The organism is Pedobacter insulae, from assembly GCF_900113525.1.
Taxonomy (GTDB): Bacteria; Bacteroidota; Bacteroidia; order Sphingobacteriales; family Sphingobacteriaceae; genus Pedobacter; species Pedobacter insulae.
Map to the genome: position 1 here is coordinate 108,284 of NZ_FOPP01000002.1, position 24,258 is coordinate 132,541.

The 24,258-nt window shown below is 37.1% G+C and carries 19 protein-coding genes; 6 read left to right on the forward strand and 13 right to left on the reverse strand.

Features of this window, described 5'->3' with window-relative positions; genetic code table 11:
- The 4 genes from BM207_RS03405 to tgt all read right to left on the reverse strand — a co-directional run bounded on the left by BM207_RS03405 (position 1) and on the right by tgt (position 6,462).
- Positions 1 to 2,817 (reverse strand): TolB family protein, encoded by a 2,817-nt coding sequence (locus BM207_RS03405; protein WP_090992172.1) that lies wholly within the window; start codon positions 2,815 to 2,817, stop codon positions 1 to 3.
- Between the two features lie 514 nt (positions 2,818 to 3,331).
- Entirely contained in the window at positions 3,332 to 4,228 is an 897-nt protein-coding gene (locus BM207_RS03410) for a DMT family transporter (RefSeq protein ID WP_090992173.1), read from the reverse strand.
- On the reverse strand, positions 4,228 to 5,331 hold the full coding sequence (locus BM207_RS03415) for an LptF/LptG family permease (protein WP_090992174.1): 1,104 nt from the start codon (positions 5,329 to 5,331) through the stop codon (positions 4,228 to 4,230). Before BM207_RS03415 ends, BM207_RS03410 begins: the two co-directional genes overlap by 1 nt.
- Positions 5,332 to 6,462 carry a tRNA guanosine(34) transglycosylase Tgt gene (tgt, locus tag BM207_RS03420; protein WP_090992175.1) on the reverse strand — a complete coding sequence of 377 codons (1,131 nt, stop codon included), beginning with the start codon at positions 6,460 to 6,462 and terminating at the stop codon, positions 5,332 to 5,334.
- Positions 6,463 to 6,650: 188 nt separating this feature from the next.
- Between tgt and BM207_RS03425 the strand changes: the two genes are divergently transcribed.
- Positions 6,651 to 7,772 (forward strand): glycosyltransferase, encoded by a 1,122-nt coding sequence (locus tag BM207_RS03425; protein WP_262497194.1) that lies wholly within the window; start codon positions 6,651 to 6,653, stop codon positions 7,770 to 7,772.
- Between the two features lie 2 nt (positions 7,773 to 7,774).
- Positions 7,775 to 8,404, forward strand: coding sequence for a 16S rRNA (guanine(527)-N(7))-methyltransferase RsmG (gene rsmG / locus BM207_RS03430; protein ID WP_177217059.1), 630 nt, complete (start codon positions 7,775 to 7,777; stop codon positions 8,402 to 8,404).
- A 6-nt stretch (positions 8,405 to 8,410) separates the two neighbouring features.
- Here the strand turns inward: rsmG and BM207_RS03435 are convergent, their stop codons facing one another.
- Both BM207_RS03435 and BM207_RS03440 read right to left on the reverse strand, forming a co-directional pair.
- Positions 8,411 to 10,114, reverse strand: a complete 1,704-nt coding sequence (locus BM207_RS03435; RefSeq protein WP_177217045.1) for a M56 family metallopeptidase — start codon at positions 10,112 to 10,114, stop codon at positions 8,411 to 8,413.
- A gap of 224 nt (positions 10,115 to 10,338) precedes the next feature.
- Positions 10,339 to 10,707 carry a BlaI/MecI/CopY family transcriptional regulator gene (locus BM207_RS03440; protein WP_177217046.1) on the reverse strand — a complete coding sequence of 123 codons (369 nt, stop codon included), beginning with the start codon at positions 10,705 to 10,707 and terminating at the stop codon, positions 10,339 to 10,341.
- 148 nt (positions 10,708 to 10,855) lie between these two features.
- Here BM207_RS03440 and dprA point away from each other — a divergent pair, with 148 nt between their 5' ends.
- The gene (gene dprA, locus BM207_RS03445; RefSeq protein WP_090992178.1) at positions 10,856 to 11,944 is read left to right on the forward strand and encodes a DNA-processing protein DprA; all 1,089 of its coding nucleotides are present in this window, start codon (positions 10,856 to 10,858) and stop codon (positions 11,942 to 11,944) included.
- Between the two features lie 132 nt (positions 11,945 to 12,076).
- Positions 12,077 to 13,438, forward strand: coding sequence for a pyridoxal-phosphate dependent enzyme (locus BM207_RS03450; protein WP_090992179.1), 1,362 nt, complete (start codon positions 12,077 to 12,079; stop codon positions 13,436 to 13,438).
- Between the two features lie 4 nt (positions 13,439 to 13,442).
- On the opposite strand, the gene murA is transcribed toward BM207_RS03450, so the two are convergent.
- From murA to BM207_RS03475, 5 genes are all read right to left on the reverse strand, one after another.
- Positions 13,443 to 14,768 (reverse strand): UDP-N-acetylglucosamine 1-carboxyvinyltransferase, encoded by a 1,326-nt coding sequence (gene murA / locus BM207_RS03455; protein WP_090992180.1) that lies wholly within the window; start codon positions 14,766 to 14,768, stop codon positions 13,443 to 13,445.
- Positions 14,769 to 14,803: 35 nt separating this feature from the next.
- The gene (locus tag BM207_RS03460) at positions 14,804 to 15,466 is read right to left on the reverse strand and encodes a DUF4290 domain-containing protein (protein ID WP_090992181.1); all 663 of its coding nucleotides are present in this window, start codon (positions 15,464 to 15,466) and stop codon (positions 14,804 to 14,806) included.
- 189 nt (positions 15,467 to 15,655) lie between these two features.
- Positions 15,656 to 17,956, reverse strand: a complete 2,301-nt coding sequence (locus BM207_RS03465) for an ATP-dependent helicase (RefSeq protein WP_090992182.1) — start codon at positions 17,954 to 17,956, stop codon at positions 15,656 to 15,658.
- 70 nt (positions 17,957 to 18,026) lie between these two features.
- Positions 18,027 to 19,517: a PH domain-containing protein gene (locus tag BM207_RS03470; protein WP_090992183.1), complete on the reverse strand. Its 1,491-nt coding sequence runs from the start codon at positions 19,515 to 19,517 to the stop codon at positions 18,027 to 18,029.
- Positions 19,517 to 20,038: a PH domain-containing protein gene (locus BM207_RS03475; RefSeq protein ID WP_090992184.1), complete on the reverse strand. Its 522-nt coding sequence runs from the start codon at positions 20,036 to 20,038 to the stop codon at positions 19,517 to 19,519. The genes BM207_RS03470 and BM207_RS03475 overlap by 1 nt, the downstream gene beginning before the upstream one ends.
- Before the next feature lie 52 nt (positions 20,039 to 20,090).
- On the opposite strand from BM207_RS03475, the gene BM207_RS03480 reads away from it, so the two are divergent.
- Both BM207_RS03480 and BM207_RS03485 read left to right on the forward strand, forming a co-directional pair.
- Entirely contained in the window at positions 20,091 to 21,461 is a 1,371-nt protein-coding gene (locus BM207_RS03480) for a dipeptidase (protein WP_090992185.1), read from the forward strand.
- 57 nt (positions 21,462 to 21,518) lie between these two features.
- Positions 21,519 to 22,349 (forward strand): glycoside hydrolase family 25 protein, encoded by an 831-nt coding sequence (locus BM207_RS03485; RefSeq protein WP_090992186.1) that lies wholly within the window; start codon positions 21,519 to 21,521, stop codon positions 22,347 to 22,349.
- 57 nt (positions 22,350 to 22,406) lie between these two features.
- Here the strand turns inward: BM207_RS03485 and BM207_RS03490 are convergent, their stop codons facing one another.
- Together BM207_RS03490 and BM207_RS03495 are read right to left on the reverse strand one after the other, a co-directional pair.
- Entirely contained in the window at positions 22,407 to 23,003 is a 597-nt protein-coding gene (locus BM207_RS03490; protein WP_090992187.1) for a GIN domain-containing protein, read from the reverse strand.
- 137 nt (positions 23,004 to 23,140) lie between these two features.
- On the reverse strand, positions 23,141 to 24,238 hold the full coding sequence (locus BM207_RS03495) for a mandelate racemase/muconate lactonizing enzyme family protein (RefSeq protein WP_090992188.1): 1,098 nt from the start codon (positions 24,236 to 24,238) through the stop codon (positions 23,141 to 23,143).
- Positions 24,239 to 24,258: the final 20 nt, after the last annotated feature.

The following is a 24,258-nucleotide window of genomic DNA, read 5'->3' on the forward strand; positions in this document are numbered from 1 at the left end:
TTAAAAACTATAGTTAAAAATCAACTCTAATATAGGGTTTTGCTTATAACTTTGATTTACAAATATAACCCTTGCTCCTAAATCAACAATGGGTTGATAACGCAGTAGGTTCATACTACTACGCAATTCGAAGCCGAAAGTTTTAGGTTGTGCAAGATTTGTTTGTTTTACAATGTTTTCATAATGGCTAAATAACCCACCTCTAATGTTTCTAATGTAGGCTAAAGGCCCAATTTCTGCGTCCGGAAAGGCGATGGGGAACCTATAATTTAGCAACAAGGTGTTTTGTAGTTTGCTTTTTGCTTTTATTTGTGCGTAGCCATAAACAGTGGTAATTTCTCTACTAGCATTAAATAACCCAGTTGTATTTTGGTAGTTCAAGCCCATAGAGAAAGTATGGTTTTTAAGAATTCCTGGGAAATACAGATTGCTTTCAAGTGCAAATAATTTGCCCTTTACTTTATTGTCGAACGGTTGATGAAAATACTTAAAACTGAAGACCTGGGCAAATTTTGGCGCCAAATCTCTTTCGGCAGTGCGTATGGTGTGTGTAAAAGCGAATCGATAATTTAGTGGAAAAGTTAATGTGCTATTAATTGCTTTAGCATCCGTTTCATTTAAGTTTCTATCTGTATAGCTAGTGCCAATCTCTCCAATAAAGTTGTAGTTGTGGTTAAAACTATTAATGCTTAAAGGTAAACTCGCTTTGATGTTGATGTAGTTTTCCCTCCAATTAGCTTGCGAGACCTGTGTTGCGTTTTTTAGCTTGTAAAAAGCAGTTCGTGCCCGGTTTCTATAAATTGCGCTAAAAATTGGGTACAGCGCCTTAAATGTGAAGCCGGCATTATATGCAATTTTCCGAAGATCGCTATCGTAGTCCATTCCTGCATAGAAGTCTAAGGTACTTAACAGGTCGGTTGATTTTAACTGTATTCCCGGCTTGTCTAAATCCTCAAATTTTGGGCTTAAGCTATGGAAATTAAAGAGGTTTGCGAAAGGACGATAAGGTTTAGATTCAAGTACTTGATCAGGAATTTCTTTAAAAACGTCCTCGGTCTTTTCTTGTCGCTGAGCTTCCTCTCCAAAGTAAATAAAACTATTTTCCTGTACTTCTTTACGCACGATCGGCGCTTGGACAATATCGTAACCCATTAAATGATATTCGTTGAACAAGAGGCTTTTTCCCTCTTTCGTTAAGCTGCCATTAAAGGCTCCGTATTTAGAGGCGCTCAGGGCGACGATCTTTTTGTCGATGGGGTTTACCTCAAAAAGATTGTTGATGCCGTTTAAATGTGCATTAAAAACGACCCTGTCGCCATTAAATACTGGCCTGCTAAGTTGTTGTTGTGTAAAGTCAATTATTTTATCCGGTTTTTCGTCTCCTTCACGCGTCCATAATGCTTTTCCAGATTCGCTCACGCTAACCCATGCAATTTTTGAACCATTGTTATTTAGCGCTGGAGTTTGAAGCATATCGCCTTCTTTATTTGGATGGGTTTTAATGATGGTTCCGTTTTGTGGGTCGAGTTCAACAAGGTTGGCTTGATTACTTAAATCAATTTGCACTGCAATTAACTTGTTGCCATCCGTCGAAAGGCTGGGAGAGAAGAGCCTGGTTTTAAAAGTGAGCTGTTTTTTTTGTTGCGTAAGAAAATTATAAGAGCAAATGACACTGTAGCTGCGTTGCTTATATCTTGGATCAAATCTGATTTCATCCCAAACTAAAATGTTGTTGGTGTAGCTAAACCATGGTTGTTCTTGATAGGCAATGCTGAAAAGTTTTTTTTCGTTTTTGGAAGAGTCTATCAGAACAAAAGTCGGCGGTGATGCTTTGCTGTGTTTTAACGATAAAATCTGATTGCTTCCAAATGCTGTTGGCAAAAAGTAATTCGTGGCAAATTTGGCTTTTTGATTTAACACCTCATATTCATCACTTTTGTTTTCCGTATCTTGTTTCAGCCAGGCGTTTTTGAGAAGCTCGAGATTGTACTTGTACCACTGATTGGTATTTTTCCCCGTAAGCTTTTTTAAGCTCCTCGAAAATGGATATAACCGAAAAGGTCTTTTCTGAATATCTCCGAACAAGCTATCGACACTGTGTTTGCCAAATTCTTTCCTAAGTTGGGAAGTCAGTAAATATCCGAGTTGGTAATACCCTGGAGTTTGGTCTTTGCTAGAGCCAAAATAAGATTTGGAGTAGGAGAGTTTTTGATTGTTTAGAAGGGATGTTCTAAAAGGCATGATCCAGGAAGGTTGTCTTCCGCGACCCGCATTGGTTAAGGAAGTTTCAGTGCTAACTGCATCGCCTTCAAAGAACCAGATTGGGACGCTAACGCCGAGGTAAGCAAAGTAAATTTCCTCGGGAAAGGGATAGGCTTTTCCGCCCGTTAATTTGTCGAATTGAGCAACATGTCTCAACTCGTGAACTGCTAAATTATTTAACCAATCTTGACTGTCAAATTGCTGCGGGGGAGTAGTATAAAATTGCGACTTTTTTGGTGCCAGTTGAACGAAGCCATTTGCCATTATTCCGCGGTTCTGAAACACAATTGGGATGGTAGTTTTTTGTTGGTTTAATGAGTGCCCAACCTGAGGGTAAATTTTCGGTATTGTGTTAGCCATTCGCTGAGCTTCTTTTTCGAGTTCGGCAGGGTAGATGATTTTAAATCCCGAAATATTGATTTGTCTCCATTTTACACTAAGTGGGTTTTGCTCCGCGTCAAAAACCTGTCCAAAAACACTGAGAGAAGTTAAACTTAATATTAATGTGTATAATATGCTGATTTTAAAATTGTTATATGGTATATTTAGTGTCATTAAAATGGAATGCTAAAATTATTAGTTTTTAAGAGGAGTGTAATGTTTATTTGATTTAATTTTTAGATTATTTGGTTGTGTTTAAAGCTTTGATTAACAATTTAATATAAAGAATATATAAAGTCTGTTAAATTGCTTGTTTGTGTGGTATTTTCGGTTATTTTTACCCTTTTTTGCTTGGTTTTTTGTAATTATACATAAGTATTTTATTTATCGGTTAATATACACTAATTACCCGTTATTTCTGCATATAAAAATTCAAATAAATTCTAAGATGTATAAGGATTAGATGATTTTACTAGCATGACTCCGGCCGGTTTTGCTTCTTTTTTGCATCTAATACAAGGCGGCCTTTAGAGGGTTTTATGGTCTGAAAATCCTTTCCCCTACCCTAGGGGAAGGCAAGCTTAGCGTATGTTTAGAGGAGTAAAAATTTGAAGTTATAAACTACCCTAAAGAGTTGTTGATAAGGGCTCCTCAACGATCATCAAAACTCGAATAATCATGGATTGTTTTAGACCTTATTTTTTCGCTTTTTATAGATAGGATATAAGAATACTGCGCCTAAAATTAGCAGTGAACCCAGGTAAAAACCACCTGTCATTTGCTCTCTGCTACCAAAGAATATAAAGGCGAGTATGATGCCATAAACAGGCTCTAGATTCGTAATTAACGCCACTCGAAAAGCGGACAAAGTTCGCATTACAGCTACGCCAGCAACGTAAGCCAAAGCCGTACATATTGTACCCAAAACCAGTAGATAGAACCAATCACTTAAGCTCAAATTAAACGTTTCCTGTGCCAGACTCAAGTCGAACAACCTATAAATAGTAATCCAAAAGAAAGCTCCTGAAAGCTCATAAAATCCGATAATACTAGGGTTTGTTTTTTGAACTAGTGTAGAATTTATGGTAGAAAAGAAGCTAGCGGCCACGGCAGACAAGAGGCCAAAAATGATCCCCGTGGTATATTTAGATTCGAATTTGAAAATCAAGTAGATGCCTATGATGATTACCAGACCGATGAATATATCGCCTTTAGAGATACTTTGCTTTTTAATAATGGGCTCCAGAATGGCAATAAATAAGGTAACTGAGGAGAGACAGATTAAACTAACAGAAACGTTCGCAACTTTGATTGCATGAAAAAAGAAAATCCAATGTATAGCTACAATACTTCCGGTAAAGAAAAATTGAAGAAATTGTTTCCTAGAAACCTTGATATCGGTTTTACTCCACAGAAAATAAGCAAACAAGCTGATGCTGGCAATCAATACCCTGTACCAAACCATTTGTACCGCATCAATAGTGATTAGTGCTCCTAAGATGCCCGTAAACCCCCACACAAATACCGTTAAATGTAGTATTATTAAATTTTTGCGGTCGGCTGTGGCTTTTTGCAGGTCGTTCATTACTTTGGAGCTCGCTTAAGTAAGTAAAAGCCTAAGATACCGAAGAAAATGGTTGGCAGCATGATTGCTGCTAATGGTGGAAGCCCGCCTTTAGTAGAAAACATTTTTGCAAATTGATTGAAAACTATGTAGGTGAAGCTTAAGAAAATACCGATCCCTAACGGTAAGCCAACACCGCCCCTCACTTTGCGAGATGATAAGGCTACCCCAATCAAGGTTAGTACAAATGCCGATAAAGGCTGTAACCACCGCTTATATTGTTCAAATAACAAATCGTTCATGACACCGGAGCCCCTGATTTTTTCTTTGGTGATTTTATCAGATAGTTCTTTATTGCTTAAGCTTTCAAAAATGTTTCCATATGCCGAGAAATCGTCGGGCTTCATATCTAGCGTGGTATCTTTAGGTACGGTAGTTTCATAGATCATTTTTTCTTTTAAACCATCAATATTTCGTACCGAATAGTCGGATAATGTCCATTTTCGTTTTAAAGTATCCCATTTAATGGTTTGGGCAATTAACTTCTTTTGAAGAACATCACCTTTAAATTTATCAAGGGTGAAGCTATAACCCACGTTTGTTTTATTGTCGAATGAATTGATAAAAATATAGGTATTGCTGTCCAATTTCATATGTATTTTTTCCTTAGTATAAGGATCCTTCTTGTTAACAACCTCATTTTCAAACTTATTCTTGATTTTATTAGTATAAGGAAGTACATAAAGATTAGAAAGAAGGTTGACTGAAAAAATGATGAATGCCGAAATAAAATATGGACGTAAGAACCTGTTAAAACTAACCCCACCACTCAGTATAGGTACAATTTCAGTTTGATCGGCCATTTTAGCAGTAAAGAAAATTACGGCAATGAAATTGATCAGCGGGGACAGCATGTTCACGTAAAATGGAATAGAGCCAGCGTAATATTGAGTAAGAACCTCCCAAATACTCATATTACTTTCCAAGAAATCATCGAGTTTTTCCGAGAGGTCAAAAATCACAATAATAACCACAAACAGCATAAGGGTATATACGAAAGTACCCAGGTATTTGCCGATAATAAAGGCGTCAATAATTTTTAAGCGTTTGCGAAAAAAGTTCATTTATAATTTATTCCCTAATATACCAACCATTTTGTTTTTCCAAGCGTAAAATTCACCAGCTATTATTTTCTCTCTAGCTTCATTTACAAGCCATAAATAGAAATGAAGGTTATGAAGTGTGGCAATCTGAGCTCCAAGTATCTCTTTAGAATGCATCAAATGCCTTAAATAGGCTTTTGAATAAACCTGATCAGCATATAAGCCGCTATCAGCGTCTATTGGAGAAAAATCATTTTCCCACTTTTTATTGGTGATGTTGATGATGCCATTTTTAGTAAACAGCATCCCATTTCTTGCGTTTCTTGTTGGCATTACACAGTCAAACATATCTATGCCTAACGCAATATTCTCCAAAATATTGACTGGTGTACCTACACCCATCAGGTATCTGGGTTTCTCTGCTGGTAAGACATTACACACCACTTCTGTCATCGCATACATTTCCTCCGCCGGTTCGCCGACCGATAAACCACCAATTGCATTCCCTTCACGATCCATACTAGCAATGAATTCCGCCGATTTTATGCGCAAATCTTTATATACAGAACCCTGTACAATTGGAAAAAGGGTTTGTTCAAAGCCATATTTAGGATTTGTGGTATCAAAACGATGACAACAACGTTTTAGCCATCTATGGGTCATGTTGATAGAATTGGCAGCGTACTTATAATCACAGGGATAAGGGGTGCATTCATCAAAGGCCATGATAATATCAGCCCCGATGGTTCGTTGAATGTCCATGGCATATTCTGGTGTAAATAAATGCTTTGAACCATCAATATGCGATCTGAAAGTAACACCTTCTTCCTTTATTTTTCGAACTTTACTTAAAGAATAAACTTGATACCCACCACTATCAGTTAATATAGGTTTGTCCCAGCCAATAAATTTATGTAGGCCCCCTGCAGGTTCAATAATATCCAAGCCCGGTCTTAAGTATAGATGATAAGTATTACCTAAAATAATCTGCGCCTTTATATCCTCTTTTAGTTCCCGCTGATGCACAGCTTTAACTGTTCCGGCGGTACCTACAGGCATAAAAATAGGTGTTTTTATGTCGCCATGGGCTGTAGTAATTGTTCCTGCCCTTGCTTTTGATTGGGGGTCGTTTGCCTGTAAATTAAATTTCATATATGGGTCTTCATCAAATCGGATGCAAAAATAGCCAAAATAATCGTTTAATTCTGGAAATAGGGAATAAGGTCGACTTCGTAAGTCGGCCTTAAAACTGCCGACTTACGAAGTCGGCATATATTTTATCAACAAAAGGATACAAATCAGATTAAAAATGAGAGATTTGTGGCTTTTAGAAAACCATTGTGGAATTAAACACTATTGAAACCTACCTGCTAGGTGCATTTATTTTTTGTCTACTTGTACAGCTCTATTTTAGCTTGTTTGTACATTTAAGATTGTTCTCTTTTAAAATTGATCAAATTCAGGAAAATACCTTACGGCCTGTGAGCATAATTATATGTGCTAGGAATGAAATGGCAAATTTGGAAAAAAATCTGCCTGAATTTCTAGCACAAGATTATCCAGCATTTGAATTAATAGTGGTAAATGATAGGTCTTGGGACGGTACGGCGGATTTGCTCGAGGACTTTCAGAAGAAATATGATAAATTAAAAGTGGTGACGATAACGGATGGAGAAAAGTTTATTGCCGGGAAAAAGTTTGCGGTAACAATGGGGATTAAAGCGGCCAGCAATGAGTGGCTTGTTTTTACAGATGCGGATTGCACTCCAGCATCTTCCAATTGGTTGAAAGGGATGCAACAACCCATCAATGAGGATACAGAGATTATTTTAGGGTACTCCCCTTACTTAAAAAGGCGGTCCTTATTGAATTGTATCATTAGGTTGGAAACATTTTTTACGGCGGTTAACTACTTATCATTCGCGTTAAAAGGAATGCCATACATGGCTGTAGGAAGAAATATGGCATATAAGAAATCATTGTTCTTTAAAAATAAAGGTTTTGCAGCGCACATGCATATCCCATCGGGGGATGACGATTTATTCGTCAACGCTAATGCAACTAACCGCAATACGGAGATCCGAATACACCGCGATACGCATGTTTGGACTGAACCCAAGACTTCTTTTATTGCTTATTTACGTCAAAAGAAGCGTCACTATGGTGCGGGCAAGCTTTATAAAACGAAAGATCGGATTATACTTTCCATTCAATTTATATTTCAATTCTTATTTTATGTGTTTGGAATAGCCTTGTTAGGTTTCAGCAATACACTTTATTTAGCCTTGGGGATTTTCGGATTTAGTATACTTTATAGAAGTTTAATATATACGAGGCTCTTAAACCGGTTAAATTATGGGGAATTGAAATGGTGGTTTCCAATTTTAGAGCTTATTCATTTTTTGTTTTTAACGATTAACGGTATAGTTTCTATATTTGTTAAAAAAGTACAGTGGAAATAGTTATGGTGAACCCAGATCTTATTTTAAAATATTTTCCAAATATTAGTGAGCTACAGCTTGAACAATTTGCTGAATTATATGATTTATATAGTTTCTGGAATGCGCAGATCAATGTGATCTCTCGTAAGGATATTGATGAACTTTACGAAAGGCATATTTTACATTCCTTAGGAATTGCGAAATTCTGTACATTTAAACCAGGGGAGAAAGTTTTAGATGTTGGAACAGGCGGAGGATTTCCAGGCATTCCACTGGCTATTTTATTCCCAGAAACATATTTTCATTTGGTCGATTCAATTGGTAAGAAAATTAAAGTGGTAACTGAAGTAGCAGCTTCTCTGGGTTTAACGAACGTAAAAGCTAGCCATTTAAGGGCTGAACAGGTTAACGAAAAGTATAATTTTGTGGTCTCTAGAGCGGTAACTCGCCTAGTAGATTTTTACCCATGGATTAGGGGAAAGTTTGCAAAAGAGCATATCAATGCAATTCCCAATGGTATTTTATATCTCAAGGGAGGGGATCTAACCGAAGAGATTAAAGAATCAAAGCTGAAAGCAGAATTGCATCCGCTTTCAGCTTATTTTGAGGAAGATTTTTTTGAAACCAAATTCGTGGTTTATATTCCTCAGTAGAGAGGATTAAAACTTATTTTTTGTCTTTTCTTTAGCTGTATCAAGTAATTTGATAGTCAATTCCTTGATTTCACTATTTAGTTTACTAGAAGTAGCCGGATCTCCAGTTATTCTCACTTCCGTAAGTGGATCGCCCTCAACCATTTTATATTTCGCTTTAACCTTCTCTGGTTTTACAATAAGCGGAGGGAATTTTTGTGTCTTTTTATTTTGTGAAGGAGGTTCTACCTGTGGAGGTGGTATTGCTTTTTTTAGTTTGAGATTTGGAGGCGATGGACTTGTTTTTGGTGCATCTAGCTTTATAATTGGTGGAGGAAACTTAATTTGATCTGTTTGTGTATTAAATTCAATATTGGTTCCCGTAATCTCCACTGCACCATATTTGCCTTTTTCTTCCCCGTAAACTCGTGTAGCTTGTGCCGGACTCAAATAAGTAACTGTTTCAGCTTGGGTAATTCCTAAAAATTTACTATTGTCCTCAACTGGGGCTCCATTCACAACGATATATCTACTATCTACCCCAACAAAGTTGCCAGTAGCTTTATCTTGTTTAAGGCTCGGTGTGAAGTACCGTTGTACGGTTTTTACAATTGGTGGAGGAAATTTTACCATATCTTGTACTGGGGGTGGGGGTACGATGTCAGCTAAATAGTTAATATTTGATCCTGTAATTTCCACCCCACCAGATACACCTTCAATACCATATCTTTTTTTAGTTTCCTGTTGGCTTAATATAGTTACACTTTCAGTGTTGGTAGCGCCATAAAATTTGTCTTGATTTTCAACCGGTTTGCCATTTATCACAACATACATATTGTACACTCGAAAGGGCTTGCCGGTCTTACGATTGGTTCTATACGCTACAATATATCGATTTTGAACTTTTGGCTTGGTAGTAGCGGGTACCTCTTTCACAATTGGTGGTGGAAACTTAATTTGATTAGTTTTTGCTTGCGTGGCATACTTAGCTTTTGGTGATTGCTCCTTTTTAATGCCCTGTGCTTTTGGTTTTTCCTGGAATGGCGCTATTGCAATGCTTTTCTCCGGAAGCAAATCAATATAGCCATAATCCTTTGTAAATGCCAGTGTAGATGCACAAAGCATTGCTGCCGTTAGGGGTAGCACCAACAGCAGCCTGAGCCTTGCCCCGCTCGCTGTTCTCTTTTTGTTTAACATGTTAATTCTCCTTTTTAATATTGATTGATTGAAAATTTGATTCGTAATTGGTTGTGCCCTTAATCCAAATGAGTTTTGGATCAAAAATAAGGCATATTCATGCTTGTGCATGTCAGTGCTGGTGGTCAGTTCATCAGCAATATATTCATGCAAGAGCTTGATGTCTTTTTTAATGAAATAAAGAACAGGATTGAACCAACTAATAATTTGTACTAGTTCAAAGAATAGGACATCAAAACTGTGCTTCTGTTTGATATGGACCATTTCATGCTTTAAAACTGCCGGTTGATGGGCTAATCCCGGATGTATAAACAACAGATTAAAAAAAGAAAATGCGGTTGATTCTCCATTCACTTCCACCAAAGTGATATCGCCAGCAGTATGCTTCTTAGCCTTAAGCCAGATTTTTATGATTTTATAAATGCTAAAACTTAGCTTAAGGGCAAAAAAGAAAGCGACAAGGAGGTAAAACAGATATAACCAATTTATAACTGCAAATGAACTACTAATGTCAGCAGAGCTGGGTGGTTCCATAGGGGGTGGAGGTATCTCATATAGCATATCTCCGTGATACTGATATTGGGAAGGCTTTAAAAATCCTAATTGAAAAACGGGTAAAACAAATGATATAAAGGTAGAAGCCAAGAGGAAGTAGCGATTTAAGCTATAAAAAGTTTCATTTTGCAAAAGCAGACGGTAAAAACCGTAGAACAGGATCAAATACAGGTTTGCTTCGAGTAAATAATACAACCAGCTCATCATTTTGCGTTTTTAAGTTTTTCAGCCAAGGCAATTAATTCATCAAGCTCCTCCATATCCATGTTCTTCTCTTTCACCAAAAAGGAAACTAGACTTTGATAATTGTTCTCGAAATAATTGTTCATCACTTTATCAAATGCAAAATGCTTATACTCATCTTCGGTAATAAGAGGAAAATAAATATGGGTATTCCCAATTGCCTTATGAGATAGGAAACCTTTTCCTTCCAGAACTCTTATCACTGTAGAAACGGTATTGTAGGCAGGCTTAGGAGGATCCATTTTATCAATTACATCTTTTACTAGTCCCTCCTTCATTTCCCATAGGATCAACATGACTTGCTCTTCGGCTTTTGTTAACTCTCTCATAGTAATATTTTCTTTTTGTTAAATTAAATTTACTACTATTTTTATAGTTATCAAACTATTTTTATAGTTAGGTATTTAATTAATTGATTTATAGGAAGATAAAATTATTGTAAGATGCCAATCCACATAATGTTTTACCTTTGAATCAATGAGTTTAGTTCACAAAATAGCACTTACCCTAATTAAAAATATTGGCTCAAGGCAAGCAAAAAAACTATTGCTAGCATTTGGAGATGCCGAATCTGTGTTTGCTGCTAAAAAGGATATGTTACTCAAGATTGACGGTATCGGAGAAAAGATCGCCTCATCAATTTTGAATACGGATGCCTTGATAAAAGCTGAAAAGGAAATAGCTTTCATCAAGAAAAATAAGATAGAAGTATTATTTTATACAGATGCAAACTACCCAAATAGATTGCGTAATTGCTATGATGCACCAGTATTGCTTTATTTTAAAGGGAAAGCAAATTTTAATCAAAAACGGGTAGTAAGTATTGTAGGTACCCGCAATGCCACTCCTTATGGTAAAGCACTGTGCAAGCAGCTGATCGAAACACTGATGTGCTATAATGTTTTGGTGGTGAGTGGACTAGCTTATGGCATTGACGTAGCGGCGCATAAAGAAAGCTTAGTTGCTGAGATACCCACCATTGGCGTTTTAGGGCATGGACTGGATCGCATCTATCCACCGGCGCATGCAGATGTTGCCCGTAAAATGATTGGGAATGGGGGTTTATTAACAGAGTTTTTGCCTGGGACAATGCCCGACAAAGAAAATTTTCCAAAAAGAAACAGGATTATTGCTGGTCTATGCGATGTGCTTGTTGTGGTTGAAGCTTCAAGCAAAGGAGGAGCATTGATCACTGCAGATATAGCAAATTCATATGCTAGAGATGTTTATGCCTTTCCTGGGAGAGTGAATGATGAATATTCAGCAGGTTGTAACTTTCTTATCAAAACAAATAGGGCAGGTCTTATTAATCATCCACGTGATCTTATTTATTACCTGGCTTGGGATGAAGCAGATAAAAAAGTTAATGTACAAGCACAGCTGCCACTCAACTTAACAGCAGTAGAGAAATTCATAGTCGATTCATTAAAAGCCAATGTTATGGATGTTGATGAATTAAGTTATCGGACAAACCTTTCGCAGAGCAAGCTCACAATGGCTTTATTAACGCTCGAAATCCAAGGGATAATAACAATCCTTCCAGGCAAGAGATATCAATTAACCTAATTTTATAGTCTTTAAAGTATACTTATATGGTAGTTTAAAGAATATAATTATAATTTTCTTAATATATTAAAACTTTATTCTGAATAAATTTTAAATCATAGAATACTTATCGTCAATTTGTACTTTTGTAGTATGTGGTATAATAATATTCTGGAAACCATTGGTAACACACCATTGGTAAAATTAAACAACATTACTTCTGCTATTCCTGCAACGGTTTTAGCCAAGATCGAAACGACTAACCCCGGCAATTCAATTAAAGACCGTATGGCGGTAAAAATGATTGAAGATGCTGAGAAGAGTGGAGTTTTAAAGCCTGGTGGAACCATTATTGAGGGAACCTCGGGCAATACTGGAATGGGACTTGCTATGGCAGCGATTATCAAGGGCTACAAGTGTATTTTTACCACTACAGATAAACAATCGAAAGAGAAAGTTGATGCGCTCCGTGCATTTGGAGCCGAAGTAATTGTTTGTCCCACAAACGTAGATCCCGAAGACCCTCGTTCTTATTATACTGTTTCTTCACGGCTAGAACGTGAAGTTCCCAATTCATGGAAACCAAATCAATACGATAATTTATCCAACTCCATGGCTCATTATGAGCAAACCGGTCCGGAGATTTGGGAGCAGACTGAGGGTAAAATAACGCATCTCGTAGTTGGAGTAGGTACAGGAGGTACCATTTCTGGAGCAGGCAAATATTTAAAAGAGCAGAACCCGAACATCAAAGTTTGGGGCATAGATACTTATGGTTCGGTATTTAAGAAGTATAAGGAAACTGGAATACTGGATAAGAATGAAATTTATCCATATATTACAGAAGGGATAGGTGAAGATTTCTTGCCACAAAATGTAAACTTTGACGTAATTGACTTATTTGAGAAGGTAACTGACAAAGATGCTGCATTAATGACCCGGGAGATTGCGCGCAAAGAGGGGATATTTGCGGGAAATTCTGCTGGTTCGGCTATTGCCGGATTATTGCAGCTTAAAGACAAATTAAAACCTGAGGATGTGGTGGTGGTGATTTTTCATGATCATGGTAGTCGGTATATGGGCAAAATGTATAACGAAGACTGGTTAAGAGAAAGAGGCTTTTTAAAAGATAAAAAACTCACGGCCCGCACTATTTTAGCTAAACAATCCAATCACGAAGTGGTAACTTTGGATTGTGAGAAGACTATCACTGAGGCTATCAATGTGATGAAGACCCTTAGTATTTCACAGTTACCAATTACCCAACAGGGGATGGTAGTTGGGAAGGTAACAGAGAGCAATATCTTAGAATCTCTTTTAGAAAATCCTTCATTGAAGTCAAGTGCCGTAAGAGAAATCATGACGGCTTCTCTACCGTTTGTAGACTTAAACACTTCAATTGATAAAATCTCGGCAATGATCAATAAAGATAACAGTGCCGTTTTAGTGGAAGATGAGCAGGGTAAATTCGGTATTATTACCCAATATGATATTATTGAAGCAATCTCGGGCTAGTCATTTAGTGACTAGGCCCAGAGCCCTCAACGCGTTTTATTTGGGCCCCTAAAGCTCTTAACCTCGTATCAATATCTTGATAACCCCGTTCAATTTGCTCAATATTGTAAATCGTTGAGGTTCCTTCTGCTGATAGAGCAGCGATGAGCAATGAAACTCCTGCTCTAATATCGGGAGATGTCATGCTGATACCTCTTAATTTATACTTCTTGTCGATTCCATTTACCGTTGCACGATGCGGGTCGCATAGGATAATTTGAGCTCCCATATCTATCAGTTTATCAACAAAAAATAGGCGGCTTTCGAACATTTTTTGATGAATTAATACGTTTCCTCTAGCCTGGGTAGCTACAACTAGAATGATGCTTAATAAATCTGGTGTAAAACCTGGCCATGGTGCATCAGCGAGCGTTAAAATAGAGCCATCAATAAAGGTGTCGAGTTCATAATGTTTTTGAGAAGGAACAAAAATGTCATCACCTCTCCGTTCCAGTTTTATTCCTAACTTTTTAAATACTTCAGGTATAACGCCAAGCTCGTCATATTGTACATTTTTAATGGTAATCTCCGATTCGGTCATCGCCGCAAGACCGATAAATGAACCAATTTCGATCATGTCAGGTAACATTTTATGCTCGGTACCATCCAATTTTTTAACACCCTCTATTGTTAAAAGGTTAGAGCCGATGCCCGAAATTTGAGCACCCATTCTATTTAACATTTTACATAATTGCTGTAAGTAAGGTTCACAAGCAGCATTGTAAATGGTTGTTGTTCCTTTTGCCAGCACTGCAGCCATTACAATATTTGCTGTCCCAGTTACCGAAGCTTCATCCAATAAGATATAAGCTCCTTTCAGATTTGTAGCATCTACATTAAAAAAGGCTTTTTTCGAATCGTATACAAATTTAGCGCCTAATTTTTCAAATCCTAAAAAGTGAGTGTCTAGTCGACGACGGCCAATTTTATCACCGCCTGGCTTAGGGATAGCGGCTTTTCCAAAACGTGCCAAAAGCGGGCCAACGATCATAATCGAACCTCTTAAGCCTCCTCCTTTTGTCTTGAAAACATCAGATTGAAAAAAGTCCAGGTTAATGTTTTTTGCTTCAAAGGTATAAGTGTCCTTATTCAAACGTTCAATTGCTACACCTAAATCACCCAAAAGCTCAATAAGTTTATTTACATCTTTAATATCTGGAATATTACTGATGGTAATTTTCTTATCTGTTAATAACACCGCTGAAATTATCTGTAAAGCTTCATTTTTTGCCCCTTGTGGAGTAATTTCACCTTTTAATTTCTTGCCACCTATAATTTCGAATGCATTCATGTTTTTTAAATAAGATCGTAGAGACGAACAGGTTTTTAATGTCTTTGTTTTGGATTATTTCTTTGTTGCGGACGGCCATTATTGTTTTGGCGACCTTTATTGTTATTCCTGCCTCGATTATTGTTATTCGAACGTGCTGGAGCTGGTCTAAACTCAACTTTTTGCAAGTTTACGTTTTCTTCCAATACTAAATTTCCTCCCGAAAGCTCACGTAGGTTTTTAAGAATAACCTCATCAGCAACATTGTCCTTATTCCATTGCACGTAGGCCATTTTCATGAAATTGGCAATACCTTGAACCATCGCTGCTTTACGTTCAGGATGTTCTTCTTCCATTGTTTTGGCAATCAGCTTCTCAACAGTTTTACCATAATGTTTATAGGTAATTCTTTGCTGTGGATAACCGATGTGCTCAGGCTTAAATTGAGCGGCTTCCGGTAAGGGTTTAGGGTAGGGACTGTCTACGTCAATTTTATAATCAGAAATAATATGCAAATGGTCCCAGAGTTTATGCTTAAAATCGGCCACATCCCGTAAATGAGGGTTCAAAAAACCCATTAAATCTATAACGGCTTGCGCGTATTTATTGCGTTCTTCTTTTGTTGGCAAGTCGATAATGTACTTAACCATGTTTTGTACATTACGGCCATACTCTGCCAAAATTAAATCACTTCGTGTAGTATTATAATCGAAATTCATGATGGATTTTGCTTAAATATAAAATTAAAAATCTATTGCAAAAGCATTATGAATTAACCGGAATAGAAAAATAGCTTGTTAGGAGAACTAAATCTATGTTTTCTCAAGGAATATTACGGTTAAGAGTTCATCGAAATGAACAATTGCATTACAAATATACGGTTAATTTACTTATAAAGAAAGCATTTTTTACTTCACAATTCTCAACTTTGCAAATTTCAATAGCAATTGTTTGTTCCCCAAGCCCTGGAAGAATACAGTAGCCTTAACATCTGGCAACATACCTTCTAAGTTAACAATCTTCCCAAAACCGAATTTTTCATGTTCAACATCCATTCCATTCTGAAACTCATTAGCTGCATTCGGTGTGAAACCGGCAGTTGGTATGTGGGCTTTTGGAAGAATGGAAGTTGTTTTTGGTCTAATGATGGCCGCGCTGCTGGCGGGACTAGTAATTTTTGGTTTCCCGACGGATTCACGTTGCTGGGTCCAACTTTTACGTTCATTGTCAAAACTATTTTCGCCAAAACTGCTTCTCGCTGGTTTTACAACCTCGAGTTCCAGGTAGGATGGGTTAATTTCATTGATAAAACGACTAGGTTCACAAGAAGTTAATGTTCCCCAACGATATCGTGAGGTAGCGTAGGTTAAGGTTAATTTTTTTTCTGCACGGGTTATTGCTACATAAAACAATCGTCTTTCTTCTTCTAAATCTGTTCTGGAGGTTAACGACATCTGCGAGGGAAAAAGATTTTCTTCCAAACCCACAACAAATACATTTTTAAACTCCAGACCTTTAGCAGAGTGAATCGTCATTAATGAGACAGTATCTGCATCTTTATCGTTCTGGCGGTCATCGTTTGTTAATAAAGCAATGTCTTGCATAAAAATGGCCAAGCTACGGTCTTCTATATCTTCGCGTTCAGCAAATTCTTTAATCCCATTCAGTAGCTCCTGTATATTCTCATATCTACTTCGGCCTTCCACGCTATCATCGATGTGTAATTCTTTTAAAATTCCCGAATGTTGGGCAATATATAACGCAGTGTCATAAGCGTCCAATTTTTTAGATTCAGCTGCAAAACTTTGGATCATAACTGCAAAATCATTTAACTGATTTGCAATTCTACCTTGGACATATTGTTGCGGATGACAAATTACCTGCCACATGGTTGTATCATGTTGGTCGGCCGCCGCGGAAATTTTCTCAACCGTGGTATCACCTAAGCCACGACGGGGATAATTAATAACTCTTTTTATCGCTTCTTCATCAGCAGGATTAAAGGTTAACCGGAAATAAGCAATGAGATCTTTTACCTCTTTTCGTTGATAAAATGACAGCCCACCATAAATTTTGTACGGCACATTTAATTTTCTCAAGGCTTCTTCCATTGCCCTGCTTTGGGCATTGGTGCGATATAAGATGGCAAAATCTTTATGCGCGAGCCCTTTATTTAACCGATCTTGAACAATTGCCTCAGCAACTAATTTTCCCTCTTCATTATCCGTAAAGGCACGTGAAACCTTAATACGATCACCTTTCTCATTATCAGAAAATACATTTTTCTCGAGCTGGTTCTTGTTGTTCGCAATAATGCTATTTGCAACTTCGACGATGTTTTGAGTGGAACGGTAATTCTGTTCTAACTTATATACTTTTAAATCAGGGTAATCCCTTTCAAAGTTTAGGATATTTTGAATGTTTGCCCCCCGGAAAGCATAGATACTTTGGGCATCATCACCTACTACACAAATATTTTGGTAGGCGGCTGCTAACTTTTTTACTATAGTGTATTGAGAAAAATTGGTATCCTGATACTCATCGACCATTAAATACCTAAACTTTTGCTGATACTTATTTAGTACATCAGGGTGGTTTTTTAACAGAACGTTGGTTTTAAATAATAGATCATCAAAATCCATCGCCCCTGCTTTGTAGCAGCGTTTAGCATAGGTTTCATAAATTAAGCCTAAAAGGGGACGCTTGTTGCCGATGTCTTCTGCTTGGATTTGATCATTTTCTAAATATTCAGTAGCAGAAACCAAGTTGTTTTTAGCGGAGGAAATGCGATTAAAAACGATGTTTGCGGCGTACAGTTTGTCATCCAACTGCATTTCTTTCAAAATTGTACGGATTAGGCTTTTGCTATCGTCAGTGTCGTAGATCGTAAAATTAGATGGATAACCTATTTTCTCCGCCTCTACGCGTAAAATTTTAGCAAATACAGAGTGAAAAGTCCCCATCCAAATGTTTTTGGCTTCACCACCCACCACTTTGCTTATTCGCTCTCGCATGTCTTTACTCGCTTTATTGGTGAACGTGAGTACTAAAATATTAAATGGATCAACACCTTTTTGTATCAAATGTGCCACCCTATAAGTAATAACTCTTGTTTTACCAGAACCTGCGCCTGCAACAATCATTACTGGTCCTTGGGTGTTTTCTACTGCTGCTCTTTGTTGGGGGTTTAATCCTGCTAAATAATCCAAATCTGTCCTGTCTTTTAAAGCCCAAAAATAGGAAATTCTATGTGCTTATAAAAAGAGTGTTGGTAAATACCTACATCCATTCATCACTGCCACTTTCAACTTGATATAACCAGTAGTTAGCCAATCTTTTAATTTCGGTGTAGTTTCCGTACCGAAAATGAATAATTCCAGCTGCGGTATGTAAGTTAATGTGCCCAATGTCTGCTCTTTTATGCCATGGATACTGAAAAGTAGTAATAGCTTGAATTTTATGAGGAACGATAATTTCGTGAGAAACATCCCAAATACCACTTCTTTTAATGATAAACTCTTGATCTACTAAAAGACGATGTCTTTTGTAACTAAAGTAAATCATACAGCAAGTAACTAGGAAATAAACAATACTTAATGGATAATAATTATGTAATTCTCGAAAGTTAAACCAAAAAATATAAAATATGCCAGTAGGAATAATCGCCATTAAAATTATCGGGATATTCAAAAACCGGTAATTTGGAAGATAGGTGTTGGATGGTTCGGGTAATTTCCCCAAAATCATCATTAATAGCTCATCTTTTTCAGCAGGGCTACATCCTGGGATCTGTAAATTGGATTTAGGTATATCATCATCTTTGTTTAGATTCTCTGAGCCCACTTGCCTTAACTTCAAGTTTATGATGTTGAACTTTTTTTGAAAGTAATTCTGGCTATAGCGGGTCATTTGCACCTTGTTGGGGCTAACCAATGTATTCTTTTTGGCAAGCAGGCCTGAAGAGAGTAAGAGGGATAATTTATGTTTGCTAATATTAAAATCGAAATAAATTACAAAAGTTCTAATGATGTTGATTGCAAGTAATAAAAATAGAAATATAGTCGTTAGTATCCCCGCTGAAACTACTGAAAATCCAGTTTTAATCGCTTCCTCAACTTGCCCGTTGTCGGTATCAAACGCCTGCAATATTTCTTTGGTATTATGGAAAAGCGCAAATAAAAAGCCTGCAAGTAATGCTATGCTACTCCCGTAATTTGAAGTAAGGCCAACTTTAAATAAAGTAATGGCACTTAATTTGAAAAACGGGGTGTTTTCGGCTAAGCTAGCCGGCTCTCCAAAAGATATTTTTTGTCCATTTAATAGATGTTCTTTTAAATTATAGGCTATTTGCTCGTCGATTGCCTGGATCATCACTTCGTTATTTTCGCCACCCGGAGTATCAATACTCAAACTGTATACACCGATTGTTTTCTGTAATAGCGATTGATTAATGTTTACCTGTTGGATCTTGTCCAGTTGGATCGTAAGTAATGAACGATTAAATATCCCTTTGTTGATCACAAATTCTTGTTTGGCGTCGTCTAGGAAAAATGTGAACTTTCGGTAGCTTAAGTACGAAAAAAATAAAGCAATAATTAATATCGCTCCCATTGCAATGAATATATAGGTTAACTTTTCGGCTTGCAGCTTGACCAATAAAAGTATAATTGGAATAATGGAAGCTTTGATGATTTTATATAAGTAGGCTGCAGCCATAATCACTACGCCTGCGATCGATTGTCGTTGAGGTTTGCTGAAATCGTTATTCATTACTGCTCCACTAAGCTTAGTTTTTTAAGTAATGCTTCTTTCATCGGCTTCGCTTGGTCCGCGGGAATGCCAGCTATACTCATATGCCCTGAAGAACCGCCTGCAGTATAAATTTGAAGGGTAGCTAATCTATACATTCTGGAAAACATTCCTTCGTTTAAAGCAACATGTTGAATTCTATTGAATGGAATTACGGAGGTTGTTTCCGCTATAATTCCGCTTTTGTAGATAATATCTTTTTCTCTTAATGAAAATCCCCGTTTTTTAAAACTTGCACGATATAAAAGAATAACTAGGATTAAAACTAATACAAATGTGCCGATAAGGTAGGGTGCATAGGGCCTAACCCGTTCGTTGAAGTAGATGAAGGCAGCTAGGCCGACTCCGCATAGAAGAAAAGAAATGGAAATATTAATTAAAATAACTTTCCAATAGTTTGGGTGAAGGCTGTTTAATCTAACTTCCTGATATTTCGGAAGCTGATCAATTTCAATAGCATTATTTGTAAAGTCAGACATCATTCTATTCGTTAAAGGTGCCAAAATAGCTATATTTGTCTAAAATCTATTAGTTATGCAAGAGATAAAAAAATATGTTGAAGACAATAAGCAGCGTTTTTTAGATGAATTGTTTGAATTGTTGCGATTCCCATCTGTAAGTGCTGACCCAAAATATAAAGGTGATGTATTAAAAACCGCTGAATTTGTTGCTCAGAAATTGAAAGATGCTGGGGCCGACAAAGTTGAAATCTGTGAGACAGCTGGATATCCAATCGTATATGGAGAAAAAATCATTGATCCAAAATTGCCAACTGTATTAATATATGGGCATTACGATGTGCAACCGGCAGATCCTTTAGAACTGTGGAAAACACCTCCATTTGAACCTACAGTAAGGGACGGAAAAATTTACGCACGTGGCGCCTGCGATGACAAGGGACAGTTTTACATGCATGTAAAGGCATTTGAATTGATGATGCAGACCAATACGTTGGCCTGTAATGTGAAATTTATGATCGAGGGGGAAGAGGAAGTAGGATCGGCTAATTTAGGCATTTTTGTGAATGCGAATTTAGCACGTTTAAAGGCTGATGTAGTATTAATTTCGGATACATCTATGATTAGCATGGAAAATCCTTCCATTGAAACAGGTTTGCGTGGTTTGGCTTACATGGAGGTGGAAGTAGTAGGGCCTAACAGAGATTTACATTCTGGTGTATACGGTGGTGCCGTAGCTAATCCAGCTACAATATTATGTAAAATGATAGCTTCTTTGCACGACGAAAATAATCATATTACTATCCCGGCATTTTATGATAAGGTAGTCGACCTAAGCGAACAAGAAAGACAAGCACTTAATACTGCTCCGTTTGATCTAAAGGAATATAAGGAAGATCTCGAAATCAATTCTGAATGGGGAGAAAAAGGCTATACTACTTTAGAGCGAACTGGAACCCGGCCTACACTTGAAGTGAATGGTATTTGGAGCGGTTACATAGGTGAGGGGGCGAAAACCGTTTTACCAAGTAAAGCAAATGCTAAAATATCGATGCGCCTTGTGCCGAACCAAAGTTCAGAAGAAATAAGTGAAATTTTTACTAAACATTTTGAAAGTATTGCACCTGATTATGTGAAAGTTAAAGTAACACCACACCATGGCGGTGAGCCCGTAGTTACACCTACTGATAGCATCGCTTATAAGGCAGCAGAAAAAGCGATCGAAATAAGTTTTGGTAAAAAACCTATTCCAACACGTGGAGGCGGAAGTATTCCTATTGTTGCCTTATTTGAAGATGTATTAGGCATTAAATCAGTATTATTTGGTTTTGGCTTAGATAGCGATGCTTTACATTCACCAAATGAAAAGTATGATATTTATAACTACTATAAAGGCATTGAGACTCTGCCGTTATTCCATAAATACTTTGCTGAATTAAGTAAGTAATTATATAATTTTTACCACCTAGGAAACCTAATCTTAGGTGGTTTAATTATTTAAAAGATGCCTGTTCGCAAACGCAAACCGTCTCGGAAGAAAAGCAAAGGTTTATCCTTACAGCTGAAATTTGCTATAGCTAGTATTTTGCTAGTGCTTTTATCCCCATTTTATTATGGTTATGTGTTAAAAATAGCTTCATCTGCTTGGTTTTGGTTGCGGCATCCTGATGATGATAAAAACTATAGAACCTACGAAAGTTACGAGATTAAAATTCCAAAGAAATACACGATCCACGGTATCGATGTTTCTTATTATCAGGGTAAAATAGATTGGCAGAAAGTAAGCGCTATGGAAGATGATGGCGTTAAAATTGATTTTGCCTTTATCAAAGCGACAGAAGGTATTTTAAGTGTCGACCCATATTTTCAGCGCAATTGGCGAGAGGCACCAAAATCAGGAATAAAAGTTGGCGCTTATCATTTTTTCAGACCTCAGAAGTCTGGTTTATGGCAGGCAAACTTCTTTTTACAAACGATAACTATAGAAAAAGGAGATTTACCACCCGTAGTTGATGTGGAAAGTTTAGATGGAGTAAGTCCGGAAAAGATGAGAAAGGAGTTAAATGCCTTTGTAGTGAGGGTTGAGGAACGCGCAAAAGTTAGGCCTATCATTTATACTGGACTTACGTTTTATCAGCGGTATCTCGAGAAGTATTATCCACATCATCCATTTTGGGTTGCGCATTATCATCAACCTAAGTTAAAGCTGGAAGATAAAGCTTGGAAATTCTGGCAACATTCAGATAAGGCTCGCATAAATGGCATTAACCATGTGGTAGATTTTAATGCTTTTAATGGCGATAGTTTGCAATTTCAGCAAATGTTTATTCCATAAAAATAGCTAGAAAACTTACGTTAAAGTTTGCTAGCTATTATATGTTTGTTTGGTGTATTAAAATTTAACCGTCGCGTAAGCGATTTCTGAATTGTTTTTATCTGTTTTTATCGCGCTGAAATTCGCTAATGTAATTTTAGAAAGGTTATCCATAGTCAATATATGATTTTTTGTATGACCTTGTAGTTTTAACTCCGCACCGTCATGTATTACAGTGTATAAGCTTTCTGTTTTAGCGTTAACATCTACCTTGGCATTTTCTTTTACGAAAATTTGGAGGTTTTTTAATGTAAATGGATCTTTTGTGCTTACCATTGCATTTCCAGAAGCATCAATCCTGTAAATATCATTAACATACACTGTGATTTCCCCTGCTAGAGAAGCATCACCCCCCTCAATAATTAACGAATTGTTAACTCTCTTGATTACAACATTTGCGTTATTTTTATTTTCGTATAAGATTTTAGATTTAGATGCTTGCACCAGATTAACATACACATTGCCACTAACAATGATCTTTTTGATAGATGAAATATCAGCGCCGTATGTCGATATGGATTTTAGTGCTGGTACATTAACGGCGTAAACACTTGAAATTGAGATTGCTAAAGTCAATAAGCCTGTAGCAATGATTGTTTTAATTGAGGTTCTCATAATTTAAGTTTTTTGTGTGATTTGATTTGTAGATAGGACGATCAAATCAGAAAAAAGTTGCACAGATCTCTTGTATTTTATACGAAAACTTCGTAATTATCGACCAACTGGCATTTAAGTTAGACGAAAATTCTTTGTTAAACAATCCATTTCCCGCAAGTTTTTAAAAATGCTTCATCAGCATCTGCTCCAATTCCAAGTTCATCTGGTACCGTTAAAGAATAACCTTCGTATGTGAGGCCGCCTACCACCGGATCAACCAAATGACCTAATAAACAAGTGTCTAAGTCGAAATATATAACATTCGGACTTGCCAAGGCAAAATGTAGGTTGGCACTTAGTGCAATCCTACTTTCCAGCATGCTCCCAATCATGCACTTAACCCCAGTTTGCAAGGCTTCTTCGTGTATTTTTTGAGCCTCAAGTATGCCTCCAGATTTTGCGAATTTGATATTTAAGTACTCACAGGCTTTACTTTGGATAAGTTTTCTGGCATCATGATGGTTATAGCAACTCTCATCGGCCATTAACTTAATTGGAGAATTTAGGGCAAGTTCGGGTAATCGGTCATCGTACCAAGTGCGCATAGGTTGCTCACAAAATTCTATGTTTTGAGATTCAAGCTCACCCAAAGCAAATAAAGCATCATCAAAACTCCAGCCTTGGTTTGCATCTAAACGTAACGTCATGTGCTCGCCAACTGCTTCCCTAATTTTTTTAACCCTTTCTATATCTTCATTTACTTTTTTCCCGAGTTTTATTTTGATAATGTTGCACCCGTTTTTTTGATATTTAACTGCGGTAGCCGCCATTCCCTCAGGGGTATCAATACCAATTGTCATATCAGTTTCGATAACTCTTTTGCTTCCACCTAAAAATTGATATAGTGGCAACTGCGCATTTTTTGCTGCTATGTCAAATAATGCCATGTCAAATGCACTCTTAATGGTTGCATTATGATCTGCATAAGCTAATAAATCTGCCATCCGTTCAGGTATTTCCAACGGGTTTTTGCCTTTCCATATCTGGGCAAAGTCTTTCGCCATAGCTAAGCAGGTTTCTTGCGTTTCCCCTACGATCATGGGAAAGGCAGAGCATTCACCAACCCCGTAAATTCCTTTATCTGTATAAATTTTAATGAATACATTTTGTGCAAAGTGCATGGTGCCTGTGGCTATTACAAAGGGTTCCATCGGAATGCTGAAGCGATAGATTTCGGTGTGGGTGATTTTCATTCTTGCGTTACGGTTAGTTA